Here is a 26,034-nt window from a genome sequence, read left to right as displayed (position 1 = left end):
TCTAAGGGACGTGGTATGTCATTTCATCGAACAATCATTATGCGCTAAGTTCATGAATATAGAAATTCCATCTGTAATTTTTGAAAAATAACACAAAAAACAAAACTATCTTTAAAACTAGAAAAAGCCTATATAAATGTCAACTAATCTATGTACAAAAACGTTCACTTAATTTTGTATAAAATTACTCCACTTAGGAAGCTAAGTAATTCTTCAGGGTTGATTAGAACACCTGTAGATACTTCAGGATAACTACATAATTGTATGAGTAAAGCACTTGAAACCTTTCGTTAAAACCATACACATAATACAACTAACTCCTTGGTTCAATATTTACTTTTTCGTTGAACAAATTCTTTTTCTTGTGCAAAGTATTCTAGGATATAAGGAGATTTTTCAATTAACTTGGTGTCCAGTTTATTGTCCAGCTCCAATTACTTCGTTACTTTTCAGATTCAGTTCATTATATTTTGTACTTTGTCTTTATACACAACATATTCTTTACCATCCACTACTGCTACTACCGCAAATTCATCATTTGGATTGAATGAAAGCCAATCAGCCCACATGTTAGTATTAGCCCCTCCACTCCACATATTATGAACAGTGTTTTTAGTTAAATTCATAACTTTATAAGACGCATTTGGCGCATTTGTTCCAGTCTTTATTTCAAAAGTGTATGCGTTATGAATTTTTTTATAAAAGTAGAAAACGTTTGATGGACGAAGCTGATTCAAAAAATCCTGTTCTTTTTTCTCTGCAATTTTTATCCCTTCTTGCAAAGTGACAACATCTGTTTTTAATGTTTTCCAACTGTTTTTCGCTGCATTCAAGCTAGGGGTTAAGAATTTATATTTATTTTGATCAGCTTTTTGATCAGCTTTATCAATATGTCCCAGTACACCCGAATAATGAGAATCTAAATCCTCCCATTGTGTAGACATATAAGTAAGAGCAGTGATAGCACTATCAAGCATACTATGCATATCACTAATATTATGAAATGCAACTCCAACTATACGATTCAATGTTATTTTATAATCTACAGTCTGACGTAATTTTGCTAATTCAGGTTCTAGCCAACCTAACTTACCTCTTGCATCACCTATCATTATGCCACCAGCAATCAAGGTTGGAATAAAAGGGATTTTCACCATGTCTAACCCCTTAGATTCTATGTCTTTATGATATTTTACTTGTCCTAAAAGGTCCTCTAGACGCTTTTGGTCCGCCTCCACATCAGCACCTTGGTTTTTTAAAATCGATTGCAATGTCTCTTTATGACTTCCAAATGTTCTAACATCTTCTCCAATAGCATTTTTTAATTGCATTAATTCTTCTATTAATGCTTTTGCAGACTTTTGATTTTGTTGAATTCCTCCCTGTAGATCTTTAATCCCTTTTTTTAAAGTATCTCCATTTCCAGTATTGATCGCCTCTACTAATGTTTCATAATGATTTTCAAATTTTGTATCGTATTCTATAATGCCTGTCAATGTATCAAAAAGTTGTTTTTTTACTTGTGTATTCCATGTAACAGCATGTGCTCTTGCATTCTTTTGATCTTGTACAATTTTACTAGGTAAATCTGCATTTCCATTAATAGTTATTCCTTCAAAACTCACATCTGGATTATGAATTAGCAAATAAGAATATTCATTCATAGCTTTTGCAAATAAACCAGCATCTTGCAAAGCTTTTTTCATCTGTTCTTCATTTGCTGAAAGAGATATATTTTCATTGTTCGTTTGTTCAATTTCAATTGCAAAAGTTTCTAGTGGTATGACTGCATAAGTAGTTGTTATAGTTAAAAACGCTGATACAGCGAGTAGTTTATTAGGGATTTTTTTCATCATTTCGTATTCCTCCTCTATAGAGTATGGTTTCAAGTTCTAATCTTATTAAAAAGCGATGTCTTTCAAAATAAGTTCTACATCTTTTATCACTATCGTTTGAACTTTCTTTAGCAGCCTTCAAATCATTAAGTATTAAAGAAAATGTATATAACCTGCTTCAAATTAACCGATTCTGTTGCAAATTTAAAAAAGCAATGAAACTACAAGCTTATTTTTTATTCGAATCATACTTATATAATTGAAAGGCGAAGTCTTTAATGAGACTCCGCCTTTCTGTTATATAAGGATTTATTAATTATTACTTTTCTGTTTAACAGTGTAATCATAGACTTTCTATGTTTTAGTTCACTTTACAACAGAATTAATATTTCCCTATTTTTGTGGAGTAACAGTTTCCACTTTTAATTCCTTTATTCCTTCTTTTAATGTAACAGCATCTGTTCGTAATGTTTTCCAACTATCTTTCGCTGCATTTAAATTAGGTTTTAAGAATTTAAATTTATTTTGATCGGCTTTTTGAGCTGCATTCTCAATATGCCCTAGAACGCCCGAATATTGAGAATCTAAATCATGCCACTGCGTGGACATATAAGTAAGAGCGTTAATAGCATCATCAAGCGCCTTGTGCATTTCATTAATATTACTGTAAGCAACTCCAACTACACGATTTAAGGTTACTTTATAATCCACGGTCTGACGTAATTCTGCTAATAAAGGCTCTAACTTACCTAAATTATCCCTTGCTACTCCCACTATGATACCGCCAATTATTGGTAGACCCAAAATAGCACCCTTCATTACATTAAACCCATCAGATTCTAATTGTTTATAATAGTTTACTGATCCTAATACTTCTTCTAGACGCTTTTGATCGGCATCAACATCTGCACCTTGATTTTTTAAAATTGACTGCAAGAGCTCTTTATTACTTCCAAATGCTCTAACATCGTGTCCAATAGAGTCTCTTAATTTAGTTAATTCTTCTATTAGTTGTTGTGCATACTTTTGATTTTGTTGAATTTCACCTCGTAAATCTGTAATCCCTTCTTTTAAAGTTTCTCCATCCCCTGTATTAATCGCCTCTATCATTGTTTCATAATAATTATCAAATGTTGTATCGTATTCAACAATACCATTCAATGTATCTAAAAGCTGTTTTTTTACTTTCGTATCCCAAGTAACGGCATGTGCCCTTGCATTCTTTTGATCTTGTACGATTCTACCAGGTAAATCTACATATCCATTAATGGTAATTCCCTCAAAATTCACATCAGGATTCTTAATTAACATATAAGAATAGGCATTCATAGATTTTGCAAATAATCCAGCCTTTTGCAAGGTCTCTTTCATTCTCGCTTCATTTGCAGAAAGAGCCGTATCTCCATTATTCGTTTGTTCAATTTCACTTGCAAAAGTTGTTACTGGTGAAACTACATTAGCAGTTGTAATAGTTAATAACGTCGATACAGCGAGTAATTTGTAAGGGATTTTTTTTATCATTTCATTTTCCTCCAATTTAGGTTTTAAATTTCAGTTCTACTCCTGTTTAAAAGCAATATCTTTTGAAATGAATTCTGCATCTTTATGAATATCATTCCAACTTTGTTTAGCAGCTTTTAAATCATCTGGTATTAAAGAGAATTTGTGGTCTTGCATAGAATCGATATTATCCAGTAAATCCGTATAATTTGCGCCCATTGTATTCCATTGCTTTTGAATATTTGTTAGAGACAATATCGCTTGATCTACAGTCTGATATAAATATGCCAATGTTTCTTTCGCGTTAGTAAGCGAAAGAACTGCTTGATTAGCACGATCTGCTTTCATACTTAATTCTCCGATTTTGTTAGAAATTTCGTTATAGGAGTCCATATGCTTAGATGCTGTAACACCAGCCGCAGTTCCTAGACCGATACCAGCTGCTCCAAGAGCTGAAAGTCCACCAACAACAGCTGGTGTTGCTGTACCGCCAGTGACAACAATAACTACCGCTCCTCCAATAGCTGCAATAACTAAAATAGCTGCTCCCAATCCACCACCAATTGACCATGCTAATACATCATCAAAATGTTTTTTCTGAGTAGAACGAAGTTGCTCAATTTCAGCTTGGAGTTGTGGAATCGTTGCCTGTTGACCTGCTAATATTGCAGTTAATCCACCCTTCCCATCTGGACCACCAACATTATTTTTAAAATCTGTAGAATTTTGATATAGTTTCCCTTTGAAGTCTTGTAGCATCTTAATCACATCTGTAACTTCTTTTGAATTTGTATTGATTGTAGTAATTAAATCATTTATACCCTCTTTTAGACCTGCCTTATCTTTCTTTTGTACAGTTTCTACTAATGTGTCGTAATAATTTTGAAATTGTTCATCGTAGTTTACAATATTACGGGCCGTTTTTTGAATCTGTGGCTTTGCTGTATCTAACCAGTAATTCGCATTGATTCGTGACAGCTCTTGATTAAGGTGAATATTTTTGAGCAGCTCTCCTCCCTCTGGGCCTAAATCGATATTAGATAAATTTATATTTGGTTGCTTAATCATTGTTTTTGCGTATAAATCCATTACTAGAATATGAGACCCTGTTTCAGCCAATGCTTTCTTCAGTCCTTCGGGACCTAATGCATAATTTCCTACATTTTGTTCTTGAGCGGTCGTTTCTTGTGCAAATGCATGAATAGTGTTACCAGTAGTAGCAGTTATAACAGTGGCTAATGTAGCTAAAGTTAGTACTTTGAATGGAAATTTTTTCATGACTATTCTCCTTCTTTCGCTAAATAGTTATAATCTTTATGAATTATCCAAAAATGTAATATCAAAATTTATATACTTGCTCTTCGAGGTAACTTATTACATTTTTTAATTGTCTTAATGTATCTTTTTGAGACTGCTCGTTAGTTGTATCAACATTAGTAGATAATTTTGTAATGCTATTTTTTATTAAATTTAAATCTTCTTTATAGCGCTTTAGTAGCTCAAGTTCTACCTCTACTTGATTTGCAAACGTATGCAAATCATTTTGTGTAAGAAGAAGCATTGATTTTTGTAAATCAGCTATTGATAATTTCGTTGTTAAATCGTATATTTTTTGATTTTGTTTCTCTAAATCATCTAAATATGCTCGCTGTTCTGCTGTTAATTTATTTACTTCAGCAAAAACACCAAATGTTTTCTTAATCTTTTCGGTATCAATGGCCTTCACCAGGTCGTACTCTTGTGTTTTGGCTGCAGCAGCGGCAGCTATTTCACCTTGTTTGCTTTTCTCAATTGCTTCGCGAGCTGCTTTTTTTGCTGATTCAATCTCTAGAGCAGTTTTACCTTGTTCTATCGCTTCTTGCGCCGCTTTTTTCTCCGCTTTTAGAATAGAGTTGTTAATTTCTTTTCCTTTGTTATACGCTGCCATCCCTGCTTGAGCAGCTGGTTCAATAATTTCTTTTGAAAGACTATAAACTTCTTTGAATATGGCAAATCCCTGCTCATTTAAAGCTCCTGGTATTAATGCAATTTGCTGTAAATCATTTTGAATTGCTTTTTTGGTATTTAATATTTCATTTTTTAACTGATCTATTTTTCCTGTTCCATCTGTACTTAGTATGCCTTGCGCAGTTGCCACATTAGTATCAAAATCTTTTAATTTTTTATCAAGCTGTAATTTAAGATCTGTTAATTCATTGATTTGTCGTTGCGCATTTTCTTGATTCGTCATAGCCATTTCTTGAAGTACTTCAAGTCTATCCGAAAACCCTTCTCTATCTTCTTTATTGTCTACAAACGATTTTAATGTCGGGTAATAACTATTAAATTTTGTTACAAATCCTTTACTTTTTGAATTTAATAGAATTAACTGTGGATAGAGTTCCGATGACCATTCCTTCATATCTTGTTTGATTAGGAATTGATTCGTATTTAAAGCTGGGACTTCCTCTAGCTGTACATTAGGACTCATTAAAGATTGATCAATATACGTTTGGATTAATTTAGATTGCGCACCTAATTTTCGTAATGAAGAGGAAATATCCATGCCTGCCTGTTGAGTTTCCGCTTGAACGATTGGTGTTGCGAGAGTATTGATAGGAATAGTTGCTCCAGTTACAATGGATGTGACTAATAATCCTGTCATTATTTTAGTTTTCATTCCGTACACTCCTTTACCATTGTTTTTATAACTTAATTCATATAACTTGTACGACCGCTCTCTTTGTAAACTGGATAAGAAGGAGAAATCTTTCAGATACGTTAATATCGTTGTTTTTTACTTCTAATAGGATGTAAGGATTTTATTTATCTCTCATTTCGATACTCTATTTTTTAAAATATAAATAACAAAAATTTATTAACTATATTTGAATCGGGCACCTTATGAGTAGTAAATTATTAATTCTTTCCTAAAGTTGCGGTTTAACTTACAGAATCGTGAGGATCAATAAACCAATGCTTACAGTTAATCTTGTCATAACATTGTTTAATTTCAATTTGATAATATCCCTCTTAGTTTTGTCAGCAAACTCCTTACTAGACAACGAAAGATGAAATTATACTGTACATTGCTTATACTTTTATTGCGGAATAACTTCACTTTTGTTATGCAGAAACTTAGAACACGTTTATTACCAATTTGATTCTTGACCTCCTATAAATAAATTGACTATTTAGAAAATTATTAACGACATAATGTTACTTACAACTTCACTATAATTCCTATTAGCGTAACCTTCTCCTTTCTGTCTGGTCATACCAGTTATGTTGTTCATTAAAACATTAAATTTTTAATGCGTAAATAGAAAAATTTTGTCGATTAAGCTCGATAATTTACTGTTAAATAAAAATATGCCCCGAAAAAAATTATATAAATATAGTTATTCGTAAATTTCATTTCTGTAATTGGAATGATTACAAATTAATGTGTATACGATTAAAAATAACTATTTTAGCTCAACCAAGAAATTTTATTTTAGAAAAAATACTTATAGAATAATATAATAGGTCTTTTTATACTTTTTTACCTTTATTTAGTTATGTATAATTGCATAACATGTAGATATATTTAGTAATATATGTTATATTGTTGATTTTTTCACAAAACATCCTAATATAATAATTAATAAATATTTAGTATGAAGATATTAGTCTATAAACTTATCATCGTTATAAACATAGGTTTTAAATTACAAAAAAGCTGCAAAGTTTCCTTGGAGCACTTTGCAGCCTTCTATCTTTTTATTTCCTTTAACAAAATAATGGTTAGTGAATTTTCATTTTTTGGGATACTTATACCCCTGTTTAAGTCTTTACATTGGAGACAGTATATAACAAGCTTATATTACTGTATATTTTTCACGGTACTGCCTAGGAGTCATACTAGTGATTTTTTTGAAAACCCTTATAAAATAACTTTGGTCATTAAAGTTAAGCCACGCACAGATATCTGATAACGAATAAGTAGTGAGTGTTAATAATTTTTTTGCTTCTTCCACTCGTTCCCTTTGAATATATTCGCTCAAAGTAATTCCCATTTCTTTTTTAAATAGTTTAGACAGATAAGTAGGCGTAATTTCTAAATGATTAGCAAGTTCATTCAGAGATATTCCATCGTAAACATTTTTATTAATATGTTTTATACATGTAGTAACCGCGTAAGAATACTTTTTTGCATTGTATTCTTTCACACGATCTGCAAAGGTACGTAAAGCGTCCCCTGACAATCGCTTTACAGATTCTACATTATCTAATTGTTCTAGGGTTTGTATATATAAAATACTATGAGCAAAAGCAATACCTGGTGGCAGGTTTCCTTCTATTGCATATCGAGTGGCTAAGGTAATCGCAATAATTCCAAGGTTTTTTTGATTCCTGAGCGGATCCTCTATTAGCATAAGTTCAACATCTTCTTGCGAAACCGCATACATATACTGTATTAACTTTTTTTTATTCCCTTCTTTGATAGTCGAAAAGAAATCATTTACTAATGCCATATTGTGCGTTTTAGGTTTGTTTTGTCGGCGTTTTAAAATATATAAATCAGGTTTCACAATTTTATTAGGAACTTCCTCTAGTACTTTATTTTTTTCCAAGACAATATCTACATCTAACTTTTCATTGAAAATCATGTAATGTAATAAAATTCCCATATCAATTAATGTAGTTTTTTTAATCTCAGATAAACACTGATAATAGGCAAGTCTTTCTTGAATGTTATCATTTGATTTAAATTCTTTCTGAAATTTTATGATCATATCATCTGAATCTTTTGAATGTATAGTAGGACCGATTATAATTGTCCCTTTAATATCATCATGATTTTCTATATGAATTAGAACAAAATTTTCAAGATAGTTGTTACTTCGGAAAAGTGGCAAGTTACAGGGATCGTTTTCTTGATAAATATCAGTAAGATGTTCTTCTTTTGAAGAATAAAAAGGACTACAAACATTATCAGATGTAGAATGATATAAAATCTTTCTGTCTGCAGATAAAATATGTACAGGGGCATTAAATGCTTTATGTGCAAGATCACACAAGTGTTGTATATCGATAGAAGTATTCATTACATTCTCCTTTATAGATCCATAAAATATATTCTGTTATATATAATTCACGACAAATAATACTATAAAATATCAAATTAGTACAATTCACAACAAAATATTACTATATCTTTTTTATAAAAATCATATATTATTTAATTGTAGTTAGCATCTAAACATCAGAGTAGATAAGTAAATGAAATAAGTTAAGTTCTTTTCTTAATTCTACAAGATATAATTATTGAACTTGAGAAAACAGTGAAGTACTACAAAATACAGTGGTAGTCAATGCGAGGACCAAGCTGGAAAAAGATTTAAAATACAGCGAAAGTAACAGGAGATACTGTACCACCGCAAGAAACAACAGACAAAGTTCCAATTCAATCACTTATACAAATTGAATTCCAAAAATACATACTGCTAATTTAAATGTGAAACTGAAAAACCACTTCGTTCCAAATTTAAAAAAAGATAATAACGAAGTCATAAAATTGGAAACAGCTGAAAGTGATAAGGCTATTTTTGAAGCACTATGCTTTGAAAAGTACAAAGTGAAGGAAATTCAAGTACTCAATTAAACTTTTAATTGAGAGAAAGGTCTTTTCATCAACTAAAAATAACGAATGGAATATTCAAAAAAATGGCATTATATTACTGGTCGCAACATTAGTTTTACTTATTCTATAAAAAAAGAAATATCTCTTAATAATCATTACCTTATATCGATTTAGACATAAAACATTTTATTATATTGGCTTAAGTATTATGGAATTAAAATTACAAATAACACCAAAACTCTTTTAAGGGCCCATACATCGCTTGTATCGAACAAATCTTCTTTCGATACCTATTACATTAACGCGACCACAAAAGGTTATTACAAAGGAATCTGAGATGTTTTTTCAATTTCAAAATTTATTTTTTGTAAATTAAAGGAAAAATAATCCGTATATATATACGGATTATTTTCTTAGTGTAATCTGTATTGACCTGTTAACTGTTTTTCAGCCATTCGAACTAAGCGTTTTGTAATCTCTCCACCGATCAAAATGATGATGTATCAGGTCCCAGTGTGACTCCTAGTTCAAGGAGCAGTTTCATACTTCATTTGCTCAATAGTACTTGTAGTAGCAGAAGTAAGAATTTCATTTGTATTACTTTTGTATCTTTGAATATTTATAATTGCACTTCCAATATATTAATAAATAACATGTGCCTAATTATGCTATTTAAGCATGAGCAACCTAATTTCTTCTAGTACTTTTATGGGAACTCTTTCTCTCCCCTTATTCCACCAATTAAATTTGAAACACAAATGTACATTGCATTTCAATATAACAACAAAAGCTACAAAAGCAACGAATTTACTACTTTAAAGTTAAGTGTTTAACCTTGACGTACTTAAATTCTTTTTTCCAGATAAAGCATACATTATATCTTGATGCTTGATTGTTCTCTTATAATTATGTGGTATCGGGAATTTGTTTCGGTGTTCTTTCATTATAATTAAAGTTTGAAGTTCTATGCTCAATACTTTTGCGAGGACATGATAGTTATATCCATTGTTTAACAGAGAAATTATGTCATAAAACATAGTTTTTCCACCCACTAATTTTACTAATCTATTCTTTAACTCATCCCTTTTTTCTTTAGCTTCATCAATTTCTAACAACATGGATTTTTTATTTGTTTGCTTAATGTATTGAGTATATAACTCTGGGAATTCTTTTTGGACTTCTTTGTTTAATACTGGTTTATATTTAATCATATAAGTAACTTGTAACAATGAGCGTTTTAACAAACTATCTTCAATGAGATACGCTACTTTATTAAATAAATGTACATATTCCTTAATATTGGAATAACTATTAAAATGAGCTAATACTCTACTTTTTATACTAAAAGCCTTGCCTATATAAATAATATTGTCATTATAATCTTTAATAAAATAAATACCACTGTCATCTTTTTCTAATTCATTATCCAGTTCTTCTAGACTCATAAAATGCAATTCACTCATACTTTCCTCTCCTTATTAGTTTTAAATCATGAAAAACAGGCAAGGTTTCTAAAAAAGGCACTCAGCTGTCCTAGGATTTTTCATTTTATTTCTTGCTAAATGTCAAAAAACTGTTTCTATTTTACTCAACTATCAATATGATTATTAATAAAATTTTCTATCATTATTATCTCGCAATTTTATCATGTAATTTCGAGATCGTTTCCTCATTTAAATTACTGTGTTTTATCGAATAAAAGAAATATATGACCGCCCCAATAGTAATCCAAATACTAAAGTACAACCATGTTCTTAACGGTAAATTTAGCATTAAAAACACACAACAAACAATTGAAACGCTTGGTAATACAGGTACAAAAGGTACCATAAATCCACGTTTTAAATTTGGGTGAGATTTACGGAGAATAATAACTGATAGACAAACTAACGCAAACGTCACCAAACTACCTATATTAACTAAATTAACCAATTCTTTCAAATCAATAAACCCAGCTATTATAGAACTCCCTATTCCTGACAATCCAGTTATAAAAGTGGGTGCTCCAGTTTTCTTATTAACTTTCGCAAATGATTTCGGTAACAATCCATCACGACTCATTGCAAAGAATACTCGTGTTGCCGCATACATATTTGAAAAAATAACAGCCATAAGGCCAATTACAGCACCTGCAGCAATTGCACCAGCGACTTTCCCTTGTCCTACAACTTCCATTACATAAGCCATTGCCTCAGGAACATTTAATTCTTTATAGGAAACCATTCCTGTCATAACAAGGCATACCATAATATAAATAATTGTACATATGATTAATGATGCAATAATACCGATGGGAAGATTACGTTTCGGATCTTTTACTTCTTCTGCTGAAGTTGCTAATATATCAAAACCCGTAAAAGCGAATAAAATAGCTGCTCCACCCGTAAAAACTCCACTTAAACCGTATGGTGCAATTGGTATCCAGTTCATTGGTTTTACATAGAATATACCAACCGTAATAAACAACAAAATCATTCCAATTTTAATCAATACCATTATATTATTGATTCGTTTACTTTCCTTCGTACCACGAGATAACATCCATGCCAATATCAATGTAATAATTACTGCTGGTAGATTCACAATACCACCATGCGAAGGAATCGTTACTAGAGCTTTAGGTATCTCTAATCCAAATCCCTTTATTAAATTGTGGAAATAGCCTGTCCATCCAGCAGCGACAGCTGCTGTTGCCACGATATATATTAACAGCAATGACCAACCTACTAGATGAGCAACAAACTCACCAATTGTTGCATATGAGTACGTATATACACTACCAGACGCCGGGAGTGTGGAAGCAATTTCTGCGTAACATAATGCTATAAATCCGCATATAATTGCTGCAAGTACAAATGAAAAAATAACTGCTGGACCAGCATCTCTTGCTGCTACTAATCCAGTTAAGACAAGAACACCCGTTCCAACTATCGAGCCTACTCCTAACATAATTAAATCAAATGCTCCTAATGTTTTCGTTAAAGTCTTGCTTTGATTATGCTCTAACAATTGTGTAACGGATTTCTTTTTTAGTAAATTACTCATATTTTCTGTATCCCCTTTAAAATAAGGTTTGTTCGTCTCGTTAGTGTTTTATATAAATTTACTTAGTTATTAACTAGCCTCATAATATTTCTTTTACATTAAATAGATTTGAAATATTATATAAATTCGCTTCTCACTTACTAGTTAAACTAGACATTTCCATAGATTTTTGCATACAACGTTTCATAGCTGAAATGATAGCTGTTCTTAAACCTTTTTCTTCTAGCGTTACTACAGCTTCTATCGTCGTTCCACCTGGAGAACAAACCATATCCTTTAATTCACCTGGATGTATTCCTGTTTCCAATACCATTTTTGCAGAACCTAATACAGCCTGAGCCGCAAATTTATAAGCTTGTTTTCTCGGCATACCGCCAAGTACAGCAGCATCTGCCATGGCTTCTATAAACATATACACATATGCTGGAGAAGAACCACTAATAGATGTAACAACATCCATTAGTTTTTCATTTACGACCTCCGTCTGACCGAAAATATTAAATATGTTCAGTACCTCTTTTATATCTTTTTCTGTAACCATTTCATTAAAACATAACGCAGACATTCCTTCTCCAACAAGTGCCGGTGTATTAGGCATTACTCTAACAACTTTTAACTTTCTACCAAATTCATTCTCAGTGCTCTTAATACTTTTTCCTGCAGCAATAGTTACAACGATTACATCATTTTTTATTTGATCTTTTATTTGGTTAATTACCGATGAGTATAAATCTGGTTTGATTGATAAGATTAAAATGTCAGCACTGTTAGCGACTTCATTGTTATTAGTAGTTATAGTTATGCCATATTCATTACTAGCATTTTTTAAATTAATGACATTTAAATCTGAACAAATTATTTGATCTGGAGAAACTATATTTTTTTTAATCATCCCACCTATCATAGCAATACCCATGTTTCCACATCCGATGAATCCTATTTGTTTATTCATAATAATTTGCTCTTGCTCCTTCTACTCTAAATTTTATTGATTTTGAAATTATTAGTCTAAATAAGGGCTATTACAATTACTGGGTTTATCAATAGAATTTTAAAATTCTCCTTCCTATATAGAGCTTACATATACCTCTAATAATTACTTATTTTCAAAATCCCCTTCTATTTGCACTGCTTTCGCTTGCACTTCAAACTCCCTCCTATTCAAACTTGTAAAGGATATATAACGATTCCTCTTTTTTTCCTAACGCTAAATAAAACACCATTAGTAACGGTTGTTATTTACTTTATAGTGCAAAAGAAGTGTATAGGATAAAGAATGAACTTTTAATAAAATCATTTCTTTAATCTATAATAAGAAGGACATAAAAAAACAAAAAGTTACAAAAATTTTCAAATTAAAATTTTTGTAACTTTTTGTTTTTGTGTAAATATAAGGTCAATTTAGACGTCTCACCGTTTTAAACTTGATGCTCCATAATCTTGTATAGTTACATTTATATGATATTTAATCGGTACTTTACTAAATGTTCGATCCCAATCTTTTTTGACTTTCTCCCATGTTCTCGGGTGCTTAATTCTTAATTGGTTTCCAAAACCCGCAATATCGACTTGATATTCTTTTTGTATTTTTTTTGTAACATGATGTACTAAGTACTTTACTTCTTTTTCAATAGCTTTTTCTTCTCTTTTTAAAAATTCATTTTCAAAATCTTTTCCTGATTGCATCCAATTTTCAGACAAACGCCCTTCTGATTCAATGTTTACATCAAAGGAAATATTATTTCCGTTAACATGTGGTATGATTTTGCTTTTTATTGACTTTATTTCGTATATAATGAGTTTCTTTGATTCTTTATCAAAAGTTTTTACCACACCACCATTCCTTTTTCCGTTTATCCATACTACTCCTTCCAATTCCTGCTCATTTAAAAAGCCCATCAACTTTTTTGTCTTCCCTTTAATTACAGCAGCTCCTGCAAATTTTGTTTCTCCTTTTATCGAGATTACATTTTGCAAAAGAAAACTGGACCCTGACCGCATCTTTCCTTCCAATTTAGCGAGCGATACAGGAGGTAAAATCCTTGTTGTTCTATTTCTATTATCTGCAATTCCAGACAAACGAAATGCTGGGATTTCTCCTTTTTTGTTTGATTCCAGTACCTCCTTCGCTAGACCCTTGCTAATTAAGAGCATACAGCTAAGCCGAACTTCATTGTCACGGAGATACTGTTCAAGTAATTGTTCTAAACTGTATGTACGTACAAGATTATCACTAATAACAATGTTTTTTAAATGTGGGCTGAACATTGTGCTCTCTCTTTTCAATGAAAACTCACGAACAATTTGATGAATGGAATCACCAGTCTCAGAAACATTTATATAACGTTTTTGTTGTCCATTTCCTTTACTTTGTGCTTGCGAACTAACAATTTGATAAGTAGCTGTTATAAGGTTTCTTTTAGGATAACCTCCTTCCTCATCCTCTTTCTCAATTGTTGAATCCTTCCCTTTATCTAGTGCTATACCTGCAGTTAAGCTCAACTCTTCTACTTCTTTACTGCTCCAACATCCTGTTAAAAATAGAAGCAAAAGCGTCCCTAACAAAGCCAAATAGAACCGCATATAATTAAATTTATGTTTCACACTACTCCTCCTTTTAATCGCGTAATAATAAGAAGAAGCAGTGGTAGTAAACCAAATAAAAATAATGCAACATTACCGAGCATATCCCCCAATTTAAGCAAGTCATTTATATTTTTCGAAGTCATAGCAATGAGGTAAATGATTGGAATCAAAGCAAAAATAAACGGATGAATACTCTTTTTAAAGAGTTGCGCTAATCCTAATGCAGCTGCATAGTAACTAATCGTATAGGTAGCAAATATTTGCATAATCCATATTACAAGCAGTAAAGATTCAAAACGTTCAAATATCAAACCAGAAATTTCAAAACTGCGCATAAGGTCAATTGTCGGCCATGTTCTTGTTACAACCCCATCAATTGATAATGCACCAATGACCATTACAACAGTTATTACATAAAAGATTAACGGAATAGAAATTCCAACTAAAATAGCTTTTACTGCTTTCTTTCGTTGTTCCATAAATACCAAAAGAATTAACATAATTTCAGGACCTGTATATGCGAGAGACGTTGTTTTTATCCCATCTAACACTGGTTTAATTCCCAAACCTAATACGGGACGGAGATTATCTATCTCGAATATTCCGATACTCATAAAGGAAATGATTAAAAAAATAAAAACAGTAATAGGAAATATTATTTCAAACATCCGTGCAATTGAATTAATACCACCCATAATCAAATAGAGACCTATCCACATAAAAGGCATAACAATAGCCCATGTGGGGGTTCCTTCGAGCAAAAAAAAGCTTATTACTTCTGCCATTGAACGAATTTGAAATGCTGAAGTCGTAAGAAAATACCCTATAATAAGAAAACTAAACAATCTGCCTATCCATTTCCCTACAATATCTTGACTGTATTGGTAAAATGTTTTTTCTGGAAACTGCTGACTTAATTTGACCATAATTACTCCTGAAACCATTGCGAGTATCCCACCTAATATCACACTTAACCATACATCTGGTGTTTTCACTTTTTCCACAGATGCTCTGGGCAAAGTAAGAATTCCTGTCCCAAGTATGTAATTTACAATAATAACAACTGCTTGTGAAGTTGTTATTCGGTCTTTAGGTATAGTAATCACTGAAGGCCACTTCCTTTCGTCATCAGCTACCTTTTGCGGATAGTTTTTTTTGTATGCATTATTTTCGGTCGACGTCTCATTATTTTTAATGGCATGCGAACCATAAAATCTTTCCAGTCACTGAATCGATATGGAACAGCAGGGCTGGTATAAGGAACGCCAAAACTTTTCAGTTTCACTAAATGACTGCAAAGTAAAAGAAAGAAGAGAATAACTCCATACAATCCAAATATCGCAGCACAAAACATAGCTACAAAACGAAGAATGCGTAACGTAATTCCCACACTATATTGCGGAATAGTAAAAGAAGAAATAGCTGTTACCGCAACAACGATAACCATTATTGGACTAACAATTCCTGCTTCTACGGCAGCCTGACCAATTATTAAACCGCCCACAATTCCCATTGCCGGTCCAATCGGTTTAGGCAGACGTAAACCTGCTTCTCGTAAAACTTCGATAGCTACTTCCATAATTAACGCTTCTATTAAAGCGGGAAAAGGAACTCCTTCTCTCGATCCGATAATAGAAATAGCGAGCTTAGTGGGAATTAATCCTGGATGAAATGAAATGAAAGAAATATACAGTGCTGGAGCAAATAATGAAACAAAAGCTGTCATGAAGCGTAATAAGCGGAGAAGTGTACCAGGAAGCCACCTTTCATAATAATCTTCTGGTGATTGCAGTAGCATGCTAAATGTAACTGGAGCAATTAAAACAAATGGTGTTCCATCTAACAAAATAGCTACTCGACCTTCCATCAAAGCACTAATAACACGATCAGGTCGTTCTGTATTTTGAATCTGCGGAAAAGGACTGAGATAATTATCTTCAATGAGTTGCTCTATATAACCAGATTCGAGTACACTGTCTATGTCAATTTTCTGAATTCTGTTTTTTATTTCATCCACCAATTCTGTACTAGCAAGATCGTTAATAAATGCGACAACTAACTCTTTCTTTGCACGTTCTCCTACTGGTAGCTTTACTAATGATAAACTCTCATCCGCACAATGTCGTCGCAAAAGTGAGGTATTATCACTTAATACTTCAGTAAAACCGACCCGTGGCCCTCTGACTAATGCCTCCGATACTGGTTCTTCAATGTTTCGTTTATTTGCTTTTGTTGTACCAAGAATAAACACATCTGCTAAACCATCAATTAAAAGAGCTGTTGAACCTATCAATACTTTAGGTATTAAATCTTTTATGTAATGGACTTCTGCTACTTCACTAATTGTAAGAACTTTATTTTTAATATATTCTTTTGAAACAGTCCCCTCCACATAAGAAGATTCATTTTTATATTCATCAGAAAAATCATCCATTAGTAATTTCATAATATGTTTGTCAATTATCTCTTTATCTGATAGACCATCAACAAAAACGATCCCAGCCTGAATATCTGTGCGCCCAATATTAAACTTCCGAAAGCGAACATCAGAATTATGTCCGATTTGTTGCTTTATAAGTTCTAAGTTAGAGGCAAAATCATTTGTGAAATGAACGATTGTATTTTGAGAAGGTTTATACTCTTGTTTCGTTTTACTTTGAATATTATTTTTTTTCACTTGTTTGTCTCTTGACTTCCACCAACTCATTCTTCCCACTCTTTCTCTGACATACGAACCCAATGAAAAAATCTTGAGATAGTATACGGAATTAAAAACAAGATAAAAGCTTGTACAAAGACTTTCCAATCTGGAAGATAAGAAGTAATTATGTTCCACATGTTTATCACCCAATTTATATACTCTGCTAGGATTGAGACTTCTAAAGAACGGTATGTACTTAATAAAAAATAACTGTAAGATTAAAGAGCAGAAAAGCAAGACATTATGCTTATTTCGTACCAATAACCTAGTTAGTATAAAAACATTTCTGACCTAAAATACCATTTCCAATTATAATTTGTTAAATATTATCTCCTTTTCCCTTATTTATATGCCCGCATTTGAATTTCAAATAATATAAGGATCGATGATATTTCCTCTTAAAGAAAAAAAGATGCTAGAAGATAGCATCTTTTTTCAACTCAACTTACTATGTATTTATATTTTATTGTGGAAATACTCGTTTTTTTTAATGAATATTAATGTTTAAAAAAATAAAAAATACATATTCTTTTGTTCTAAGTTCATACACTTCTACCAAATCGATACGGAATTTTCTGATTTTAAAATCAATATGAAATAAAGGAAAATCCACTCTTAGAAAGACTATATAAAACAAATAACATGAAAACAACTATCAATCTATTAATTGAAAATACTAATGAGCAAGAGTTTATCATCTTAATTCCAAGTGTATTCGTTTTGCTTCAAAATAAAGAACTTGAATAAATTTTTTTGTATCAATACGAGCAGGTAATGTTGGTTCATTATTCAATTCTGTCATCTTTCTCCTTACGGTAGTAAAATCAAAAAATCTAGAAGCATAATTTTCGAACTTCGGGTTTAAAAAATCAGTAAGTCCAAGGGAAGCTAAATGGTTTAATGATTGATATATTGCTCTCCGAATCCGTTGTTTGGAAGCTTCTATGAACCTTTTTAATTCGGCGTCTTCAGCTGAATCCCCAAGTTTTTTTTGAGCTAAATTCATAAAAATCTCTTTTAGTGAAGGAAAACCTTGTTCCAACGTGTTATCTTGTTCATATTTATATAAATAATCTAGCATATCCATTAAATCCTTACTTCCACTTTCACTGGCTATTCCTAATTCAGACAAAAGAAAATGAATGGAATTTTGAAAGTGATTAAAAGTATTTAAATGTTTTTCATTACGGTATTTTTCTTGCGTACTTGCATTACTATCCAATTTTAATACCATATTAAGCGATTCTTGAATGTTTTTTATCGATTTTTCCAAACGAATTCGTTCAATGACTTTCCGAACAACTGTTAAGACTTCAATCCGGTTAATTGGCTTAATAATATAGTATTCAACGCCAAGCGAATAAGCTTCAGCAATTAACTCTTTTGATTCTACTTGAGAAACCATGATGATTTTCCCTTTAAACGAAGGCTTTATTTGACGAATTGTTTTTATTCCATCTTGAATCGGCATTAACAAATCGATAAATAAAATGTCTATATTTTTAAGGATTAGCATTTGTTGCTCTAAAGATAAACCATCCTCAGCTTCTCCTATAACCTCCCCAAGATCTTCATCCTCGATAATTTGAGCCAACATTGAGCGAACCGCTTTTTCATCATCTACTATATAAAAATACATAGAATCACCCTTTCGAAATTATATGATCAATCCCTAATCTAATTATAAAAATTGATCCTTTTCCTTCGGTTCTGTCCTCAAGCGTAACATCACCTTCAAGTTGTTCGACCATTTCTTTAACATACGATAATCCGATACCTGTCGATGGATTGCCTAAATCATCATATTTAGAAGTAAACCCAGGCTCAAAAATTGAATCTTTATATTTTGAAGAAATACCGGGACCATTATCGCCTATTTGAAATTCAACAAAATGGTGGTCTTTATTAATGTCAATTGTGATGGTTCCCATACTTTGGATAGCTTCTACAGCGTTTGTAACGATATTATTTATAATAGATAAGATTGTGTAAATATGATAATGAGGATGCACACCATCAATTTTATACACAAATTGGATGTCTTTCTCTAGCAACCGTGCATATTTCGCATTTGCCCGTATAATGATATTTACTAGTTCATGTACAGACATATAATCTGTAAAACTTTCATCAGAAATTAATTTTGAAAGTCCTGCAAAAATACGTTGGTTATCCTTTTTAACGTCATGAACCTCACCAGCAATTTGTAATGCCTGTTGCCTTAAATCCCCAAACTGAAAATCCATCTGTTTGTGCTCAAAAGAGTCTAAAGTTTTATATAAATCATAGGATTTTTTTGTTATATTCTCAGCATCTTGTAATGTTTTTTTTAAATGAACAGCATCTTCATATAAATTAGAGATGAGCATGAGCATGTGTTCATTTTGTTTCTTTATGTGTTTCTCCCTTGATTGCGCTTCATACAATTTCATCATATTGAAAAAGCTTAGAACTATAAAACTATGGGAACATGCGATAACAATGATCTCATTTATTGCCTCGGATGTGATCGATGTTTTTAATACGAAATATTGAATCATTAATTCCACACAGTCTGACAGTATTTCAATCATGCAACCAATCAAACCAATCATTAGTGGTTGATGATAAAAACGTTTAATTTTGGCTAAATGAAAGAGATACGAATAAGTAAAATAAAAGAAAAAACTAGGATAGTGAGTATGAAAAGCGGCTAGCCAATCCATATTTCCCTTTATAATGACATCCATTGAGATACGAAATACTACCACGACTATCGCTGTTAAAAAACCCGGTAAAAATGCTGGAATTCGTCGAAACAATAACAAAAAAAAGAAAAATGTTGGTGCACCAAAGCTCATTCTAAATGTTTCATTTAAAGGAAATGACTTTATTTCACCTACTAAGGGTACTGTAAGTATCATTAAAACGAGAATATAGATGTCTTTTTTTACTAAATTACTAAGATTCAAAATAATCACTTCTCACTTTCGCCTAACAGTCAGTATACAAACCTATTTGCATTAATACAATACTTACTCTATTTTTTTCAAAAACTGATAAATAAGATATAAACGAAAGCATTATAGATTGTGAGTATTCATTACACTCTTCTACTTTAGAAAGATACTTTATAACTCAAAAATGTTCAGACACAATATAAGGTCTGAACACTTTTGGACTCGCTCTAACACCAAAATATCTGTGCTCCTTTTTAAAATATACTTAAATCCCATTCTTTTGCAATATGTTCTAACAACATAATTCCTGGTAAACTATTCCCATACTCATCAATGGCTGGTCCGTAAATACCAATACCACATCCATCTTGGAAGGGTAAATCCTTCCTAGATTTTGAGGGAACAAGTGTCATAATTCCGCCGGATACCCCACTCTTAGCTGGTAATCCAATGAAAGCAGCAAATTTTCCAGAAGCGTTGTACATTCCACAAGTAAGCATTAAAGCCTTTGTTAACCTAGCTACTTCTTTAGGGAGCACTTGTTCTTTGCGAATAGGATGATATCCATCATGTGCTAGTATAAGCCCTATTAAGGCAATATCTTCTGTATTTATTTCAATCGAACATTGTTTTAGGTAAACCTCTAGTGTCTCCTCCACATCTGATTCTAGAAAACCATTCTCCTTTAAATAGTATGCTAATGCTCTATTACGATGAGCCGTTTCCCATTCTGATTGAAATACTATTTCATTAATAGCGGGACGCTTCTCTATCATTTTTTCAATTAATACGTATATAGATTCTAATTTTTCTTGCACCGATGTCCCTGGCAAAAGTGAAGCTATCGTAATCGCTCCAGCATTAATCATAGGATTAAAAGGTTTTCCTGGTTTATGTATCTCCAAACGAATAATTGAATTAAAGGCATCTCCAGTTGGCTCTACGTCAACTCGTTCTAATACATAAGAAATACCGCGACTTAAACAAGCGGCTATAAAACCGATTACTTTTGATATACTTTGTAATGTGAAAGGTACCTTCCAATCTCCTGATTTTATCATTGTTCCATCTGGCTTTACTATACAAATACCTAACTGCGATACATTTATTTCTCCCAGAGCGGGAATATAACTGGCGCTTCGTCCCTTAGTTGCATACGTTCGATAATGAGCTACCCATTGATCTAAGCAAACTTTTTCTTGACCTTCAATTTGAACGTTATAATCTTTTATCATTTAAAAATATTCCCCCGTACTATTAACTTGATATAAAATAATTTTTTCTTTAATATCATCGATACTATTTGCACTAGAACCAAGAAAAATATTCAGACATATTGCAGTCTGAATATTTTTCTTATTACACACTTTTCTTTTTTGAAGTTTTCTCATAACTATCCCAACATTCAATATTTTCAAGTCCTTTAATGTTTTCTTTATAAAAAATAGGATCTTTACCAGCTTTTTTCTGGTTTATATAATCTTGTAACGCCGCAAATGCTACTTTTGAAAGTAAGGTAATAGCAATTAAATTAATAATAACCATAAAGCCCATAAATAAATCCGCTAAATCCCATACAATTTGGATCTTTGCAACAGAACCAAATACAATCATAGCCAACACACTTATTCTGTATATCATTAACCACACTTTACTTGTATGTAAGAAGCGAATATTTGTTTCACCATAATAATAGTTGCCAATTAACGCACCAAATCCAAATAAAAAAACAAAGATAGCAAGACAACCCGATGCCCAAGGACCGATGTGTTCACTTAATGCTGCTTGTGTCAGTGCAATACCATTTAATCCCGGTTGTTTATATGCATCAGAAAGCAAAATAATAAAGGCAGTGCTAGTACAAATGATCAGTGTATCCGTTAATACACCAAATGCTTGAATTAGTCCTTGTTTCACCGGATGGCTTGTTGTTGCTGTTGCAGCAACGTTTGGTGCACTTCCCATACCAGCTTCATTTGAGAATAAACCGCGTTTAACTCCATTCATAAGTGCTGCACCAATTGAACCTCCTGCTATTTGTTTAAAACCAAATGCGTTTTGAACAATAAGAGAAAGAACTTCCGGCATTTTTGATATGTTGGTAACTACAACAAATAATGCAACTCCAATGTATAATACCGCTAAAAATACCACTTTGTATTCAGCCATTTTTGCAATACGTTGTACACCACCAAAGATGATCGCAGCGAAAGCAATGGCCATGATTATCCCGACTGTTAGACGATCTGTACCAAATGAGTTTTGAAAAGCAATTGTAACTGTATTTGATTGTACTGAATTGAATACAAGACCAAAAGTAATTGTAATTAGAATAGAGAATAATACCCCCATCCAACGTTTATTCAACCCTTTTTCCATATAATAGGATGGACCACCGCGGAAGCCAGTTTTATCTTTTACTTTATATATCTGTGCTAATGTGCTTTCAACAAAACTGGATGCTGAGCTAATAATAGAAATAATCCACATCCAAAATACAGCTCCAGGACCCCCTAATGCAATCGCAATTGCAATTCCTGTAATATTCCCTGTTCCAACCCGGGCTGCCATACCAATACAAAACGCTTGAAAAGGAGAGATTTGATCTTTAGAACCACTTTTCCCCTCCATTAATACACGGACCATCTCTTTTAACATTCGAAACTGTACAAAATTCAATTTAAATGTAAAATAAATTCCGCAAATAACAAGCATAATAATTAACAATTTAGACCATAAAAAATCATTCGTTGATCCAACTAAATCTACAAAAAACCTTTCCATATCATCACTCCATACCAAAAATTTATCTATTATAATCTATATAAAATCACCTATATTCCCTGGCATAAATACTTCATTCATATTCAAATACAACAAGGATAAAAATTTCCTATACTAATAGGATTGGTCTGTTTAAGCAAACATTACAATATGCAACTGTAAAACTGAAATTTTGAAGAACTTCACGTTTATACACCCGGTGCTCTATCCCCTTCTGTAAAACTAATATTCTTATCCACTAATGTTGTACTATTATGTTTGTTTCGTTTACCGGTGATTTACATTTAAATCATAATAATCATTAGTGATTAACTGGTTTTTTGTTAATTTTCTCAAGAACATGGAAATATCTCCTTTCTCACTACTAATCTCCAAAATAGGCTAGGTAAAAAATTCACAGAAAAACTATGAAGCGCTTTCAATCTTCAACTAAGAGAAGCTTGTCTTTAATTTATAATCAAAAGTACAGAATGTTACGAAAAAGTACAGGTTTTTATAAAAACAAAAAAATATTTTAAGGTTTTTCATCTAAAAAACAGTGAGGTTTTGTGAATTTTATACAGAATTCAAACATCGCGGATTCCGTTCTACCTAACCTTTGACAAGCCTCAATTTTCTTAATAAAAACATGCATACTTTTTCTCTTTTAGAAGTTCATATAAAGTATTTGAAATCAAAAATCAATAGGACATTATAAGAATATTTAAAAAATAAAACATTTAATTTTTTTTATGGTATCATACAAAAAACATTTGTTTTCTCAATTAATTCCTCTAGTTGGATTCGTCTATATTGCCATATTTACAATATTAAAGACACTAAGCAAAAAAGGATTTTGTTGAAGGGATGAAACATTACAAAACTCTTATTTAGGACCTTATGACATCCTCTTTTCTAGCAATATCGAGTTATCCCCAAAATGTATATTTACTAACATTGATTACAGGTGGTGTATTGTGAAAGAAATAGTATTCGTTCAAAATAAAAAAAGACTCCTTATGAAATTCGGATTTTTAAAAAAGGATATAGTACTTACCATTTCACTGATACTAGCAATTGTAAGCTGCTTCATATATTCGCCAAAGATCGAATATATTAACTTTGAAGTGTTAATTAGTTTATTTAATCTAATGGTGGCCATTAAGGCTTTTGAACAGCTAAAGATATTAGACAAACTTGCCGTTGCGATTTTAAATAAATGCAATAACAGCAGGTCAATATCTATTATTCTAATTTTGTTATGCTTTATTTGCTCTATGTTTGTAACAAATGATGTCGCTCTTCTCACTTTTGTACCAATAACACTTGTCATTAGTAAAAAAACACAAATGAACATGATGGATACAATCATCCTACAGACAATTGCGGCAAACATCGGTAGTAGCTTGATGCCTATGGGAAACCCACAAAATTTATACTTATATTCTTACTATGGAATTAAGCTCATCCCATTTTTAGGTTCAATCCTGCTTTTAGCTGTACTTGGAATTAGTTTGTTATTTATATTTACTCAAAAACTTCAAAAAACAGATTTAAAAATAGAATTACCTGTTATTACCGTGAAGAATCGAAAAAAAGCTACCATCTGGATTTTGATACTTATCACTATCATTGCATCTATTTTTGGTTTCATTAATTATTACATTGCGCTAATAGTTACACTGATGGCGGCTTTTACGTTAGATAGAAACTTACTATTAAAAGTTGATTACTTTCTTCTAATAACCTTTGTCTGTTTTTTTATTTTTATTGGAAACATTTCTCATTCTGATGCGCTGGAGACCTTCGCTCGCGCTAATTTAAGAGGAGATACTTCAGTCTTCTTTAGTTCCATATTTTTGAGTCAATTGATTAGTAATTTTCCTACTTCAATTCTTCTATCAAACTTTACTTCTGATTGGAAAGCTTTATTACTAGGAGTAAATATTGGAGGGCTTGGAACAATTATCGCATCTTTAGCCAGTGTAATCTCCTATAAACTATTCATTCAGGCCAATGGTAAAGAGAGTAAGGCGTATTTCATTAAATTTAGCATTTACAACTTTTCATTTTTAATCATACTTACATGTATACAATACTTTATCTTTAAATTTCTAAAAATTTTTTAAAAAATTGATTACTTTAGAAAAACCCAAATTTCTCAGCATTAAATTGAGAAATTTGGGTTTTAATATAGGTATGTTTAAAGAGATACAACAAAGTTACCATAAAGTGAATAAGATTAATATCTTAACTTGGTGTCGGATCAATAATACGAACTATGCTCGAATTATCATTATTAACAAAGTCAACTAGTCAAAGAGGTATTATGGCAACACTCTATCCATTGTATACGAGGCTCAATAAAGAAATAGAAGATTTTGTTTCTATATTTGCTTCAGATAAAGATAACCCTAAACTCTCACAATATATTTTAATAGATTCACGACAACTACATGAAACCATTATTCTACTGAGCCCTACTAATTCTCGAAAAGAAACAAATGATGTTTCATTCAAAGGATGCTTTTTTGGAATGACAAGGACAAGCTCTTCGCTATACAAAAGAGTGCTTGTTAATGTGTCTGAAATTTGAGCACTACGTGTAATAGAAGAAAACAATTAATTGTTACTATATAAGTATCTCAATTACGTCATTTCTTTTAAAGAGAGCTTGTTGTCTAACGCAAGTTCTCTTTTGTCATATTCTAAATTGAATCTGGGCAAATTTCAGATGATGAGTCTGCCTATGTATATGATATAGTTTTTAAACAAAGATTAGAGTCCTTCTACAAAAAGGAGAGCTCTAATCTTTCATATAAAGTGAAACTTTAATCAGTGGGGGTTTTACTGTCCGTTAACGCGGGATAAATATTCACCATTTTTATCATTGCGGAGACATCAAAACTTTAACTTGGTGGGATATAGTACTACCCCATCACCATCAAGCTAAGATTTTGAGACACCCCCATAACGAAATTTTCCCTTTACAGTTATTTGTGAGAATTTAGCCTATATATAAAAAAGACCACTCCTTACAATAAAAGAAGTGATATTCCT

16 protein-coding genes and 3 pseudogenes are annotated in these 26,034 nt (G+C 31.8%); 1 reads left to right on the top strand and 18 read right to left on the bottom strand.

Annotation, left to right across the window (positions count from 1 at the left end; all coding sequences use genetic code 11):
• Positions 1-206: 206 nt before the first annotated feature.
• From MR070_RS27300 to MR070_RS11325, 17 genes and pseudogenes are all read right to left on the bottom strand, one after another.
• Positions 207-434: pseudogene (locus MR070_RS27300) on the bottom strand (hypothetical protein); the annotation flags it as partial.
• A gap of 21 nt (positions 435-455) precedes the next feature.
• Positions 456-1,856: a hemolysin BL regulatory component HblB gene (hblB, locus tag MR070_RS11400; RefSeq protein ID WP_242261299.1), complete on the bottom strand. Its 1,401-nt coding sequence runs from the start codon at positions 1,854-1,856 to the stop codon at positions 456-458.
• Positions 1,857-2,228: 372 nt separating this feature from the next.
• Entirely contained in the window at positions 2,229-3,356 is a 1,128-nt protein-coding gene (hblA, locus tag MR070_RS11395; protein WP_000591969.1) for a hemolysin BL binding component B, read from the bottom strand.
• A 36-nt stretch (positions 3,357-3,392) separates the two neighbouring features.
• Positions 3,393-4,613, bottom strand: coding sequence for a hemolytic enterotoxin HBL lytic component L1 (hblD, locus tag MR070_RS11390; protein WP_242261297.1), 1,221 nt, complete (start codon positions 4,611-4,613; stop codon positions 3,393-3,395).
• Positions 4,614-4,674: 61 nt separating this feature from the next.
• Positions 4,675-5,994 (bottom strand): hemolytic enterotoxin HBL lytic component L2, encoded by a 1,320-nt coding sequence (hblC, locus tag MR070_RS11385; RefSeq protein WP_242261296.1) that lies wholly within the window; start codon positions 5,992-5,994, stop codon positions 4,675-4,677.
• Positions 5,995-7,174: 1,180 nt separating this feature from the next.
• Positions 7,175-8,404: a helix-turn-helix domain-containing protein gene (locus MR070_RS11380; protein WP_242261295.1), complete on the bottom strand. Its 1,230-nt coding sequence runs from the start codon at positions 8,402-8,404 to the stop codon at positions 7,175-7,177.
• A 949-nt stretch (positions 8,405-9,353) separates the two neighbouring features.
• A pseudogene (locus MR070_RS11375) lies at positions 9,354-9,563 on the bottom strand (small, acid-soluble spore protein, alpha/beta type).
• A 198-nt stretch (positions 9,564-9,761) separates the two neighbouring features.
• Complete coding sequence (locus MR070_RS11370) at positions 9,762-10,403, bottom strand: nucleotide excision repair endonuclease (RefSeq protein WP_001292174.1); 642 nt, start codon at positions 10,401-10,403, stop codon at positions 9,762-9,764.
• Positions 10,404-10,569: 166 nt separating this feature from the next.
• A complete protein-coding gene (locus MR070_RS11365) occupies positions 10,570-11,985 on the bottom strand; it encodes an amino acid permease (protein WP_242261294.1) in 1,416 nt (471 codons plus the stop codon).
• Positions 11,986-12,118: 133 nt separating this feature from the next.
• A complete protein-coding gene (proC, locus tag MR070_RS11360) occupies positions 12,119-12,937 on the bottom strand; it encodes a pyrroline-5-carboxylate reductase (protein ID WP_001041295.1) in 819 nt (272 codons plus the stop codon).
• Positions 12,938-13,395: 458 nt separating this feature from the next.
• A complete protein-coding gene (locus MR070_RS11355; RefSeq protein WP_000680787.1) occupies positions 13,396-14,589 on the bottom strand; it encodes a Ger(x)C family spore germination protein in 1,194 nt (397 codons plus the stop codon).
• Positions 14,586-15,677 carry a spore germination protein gene (locus MR070_RS11350; protein ID WP_000628603.1) on the bottom strand — a complete coding sequence of 364 codons (1,092 nt, stop codon included), beginning with the start codon at positions 15,675-15,677 and terminating at the stop codon, positions 14,586-14,588. The genes MR070_RS11355 and MR070_RS11350 overlap by 4 nt, the downstream gene beginning before the upstream one ends.
• A 26-nt stretch (positions 15,678-15,703) precedes the next feature.
• Complete coding sequence (locus tag MR070_RS11345) at positions 15,704-17,278, bottom strand: spore germination protein (protein WP_000119243.1); 1,575 nt, start codon at positions 17,276-17,278, stop codon at positions 15,704-15,706.
• A gap of 688 nt (positions 17,279-17,966) precedes the next feature.
• Positions 17,967-18,911, bottom strand: coding sequence for a response regulator (locus tag MR070_RS11340; protein WP_242261293.1), 945 nt, complete (start codon positions 18,909-18,911; stop codon positions 17,967-17,969).
• A 4-nt stretch (positions 18,912-18,915) separates the two neighbouring features.
• Complete coding sequence (locus MR070_RS11335) at positions 18,916-20,232, bottom strand: sensor histidine kinase (protein ID WP_242261292.1); 1,317 nt, start codon at positions 20,230-20,232, stop codon at positions 18,916-18,918.
• Between the two features lie 233 nt (positions 20,233-20,465).
• Positions 20,466-21,446 carry a glutaminase GlsA gene (gene glsA / locus MR070_RS11330; protein ID WP_242261290.1) on the bottom strand — a complete coding sequence of 327 codons (981 nt, stop codon included), beginning with the start codon at positions 21,444-21,446 and terminating at the stop codon, positions 20,466-20,468.
• Between the two features lie 124 nt (positions 21,447-21,570).
• The gene (locus MR070_RS11325; RefSeq protein WP_000439277.1) at positions 21,571-22,995 is read right to left on the bottom strand and encodes an alanine/glycine:cation symporter family protein; all 1,425 of its coding nucleotides are present in this window, start codon (positions 22,993-22,995) and stop codon (positions 21,571-21,573) included.
• A 956-nt stretch (positions 22,996-23,951) separates the two neighbouring features.
• Between MR070_RS11325 and MR070_RS11320 the strand changes: the two genes are divergently transcribed.
• A complete protein-coding gene (locus MR070_RS11320) occupies positions 23,952-25,103 on the top strand; it encodes an anion transporter (protein ID WP_242261289.1) in 1,152 nt (383 codons plus the stop codon).
• 124 nt (positions 25,104-25,227) lie between these two features.
• Here the strand turns inward: MR070_RS11320 and MR070_RS11315 are convergent.
• Positions 25,228-25,584 (bottom strand): annotated as a pseudogene (locus tag MR070_RS11315) (LysR family transcriptional regulator substrate-binding protein); the annotation flags it as partial.
• Positions 25,585-26,034 lie beyond the last annotated feature (450 nt).

Source organism: Bacillus cereus group sp. BfR-BA-01453, assembly GCF_022662915.1.
GTDB lineage: Bacteria > Bacillota > Bacilli > Bacillales > Bacillaceae_G > Bacillus_A > Bacillus_A paranthracis.
The sequence above is the reverse complement of the archived record's forward strand: the minus strand, read 5'-3'. Positions and strand labels throughout refer to the sequence as shown.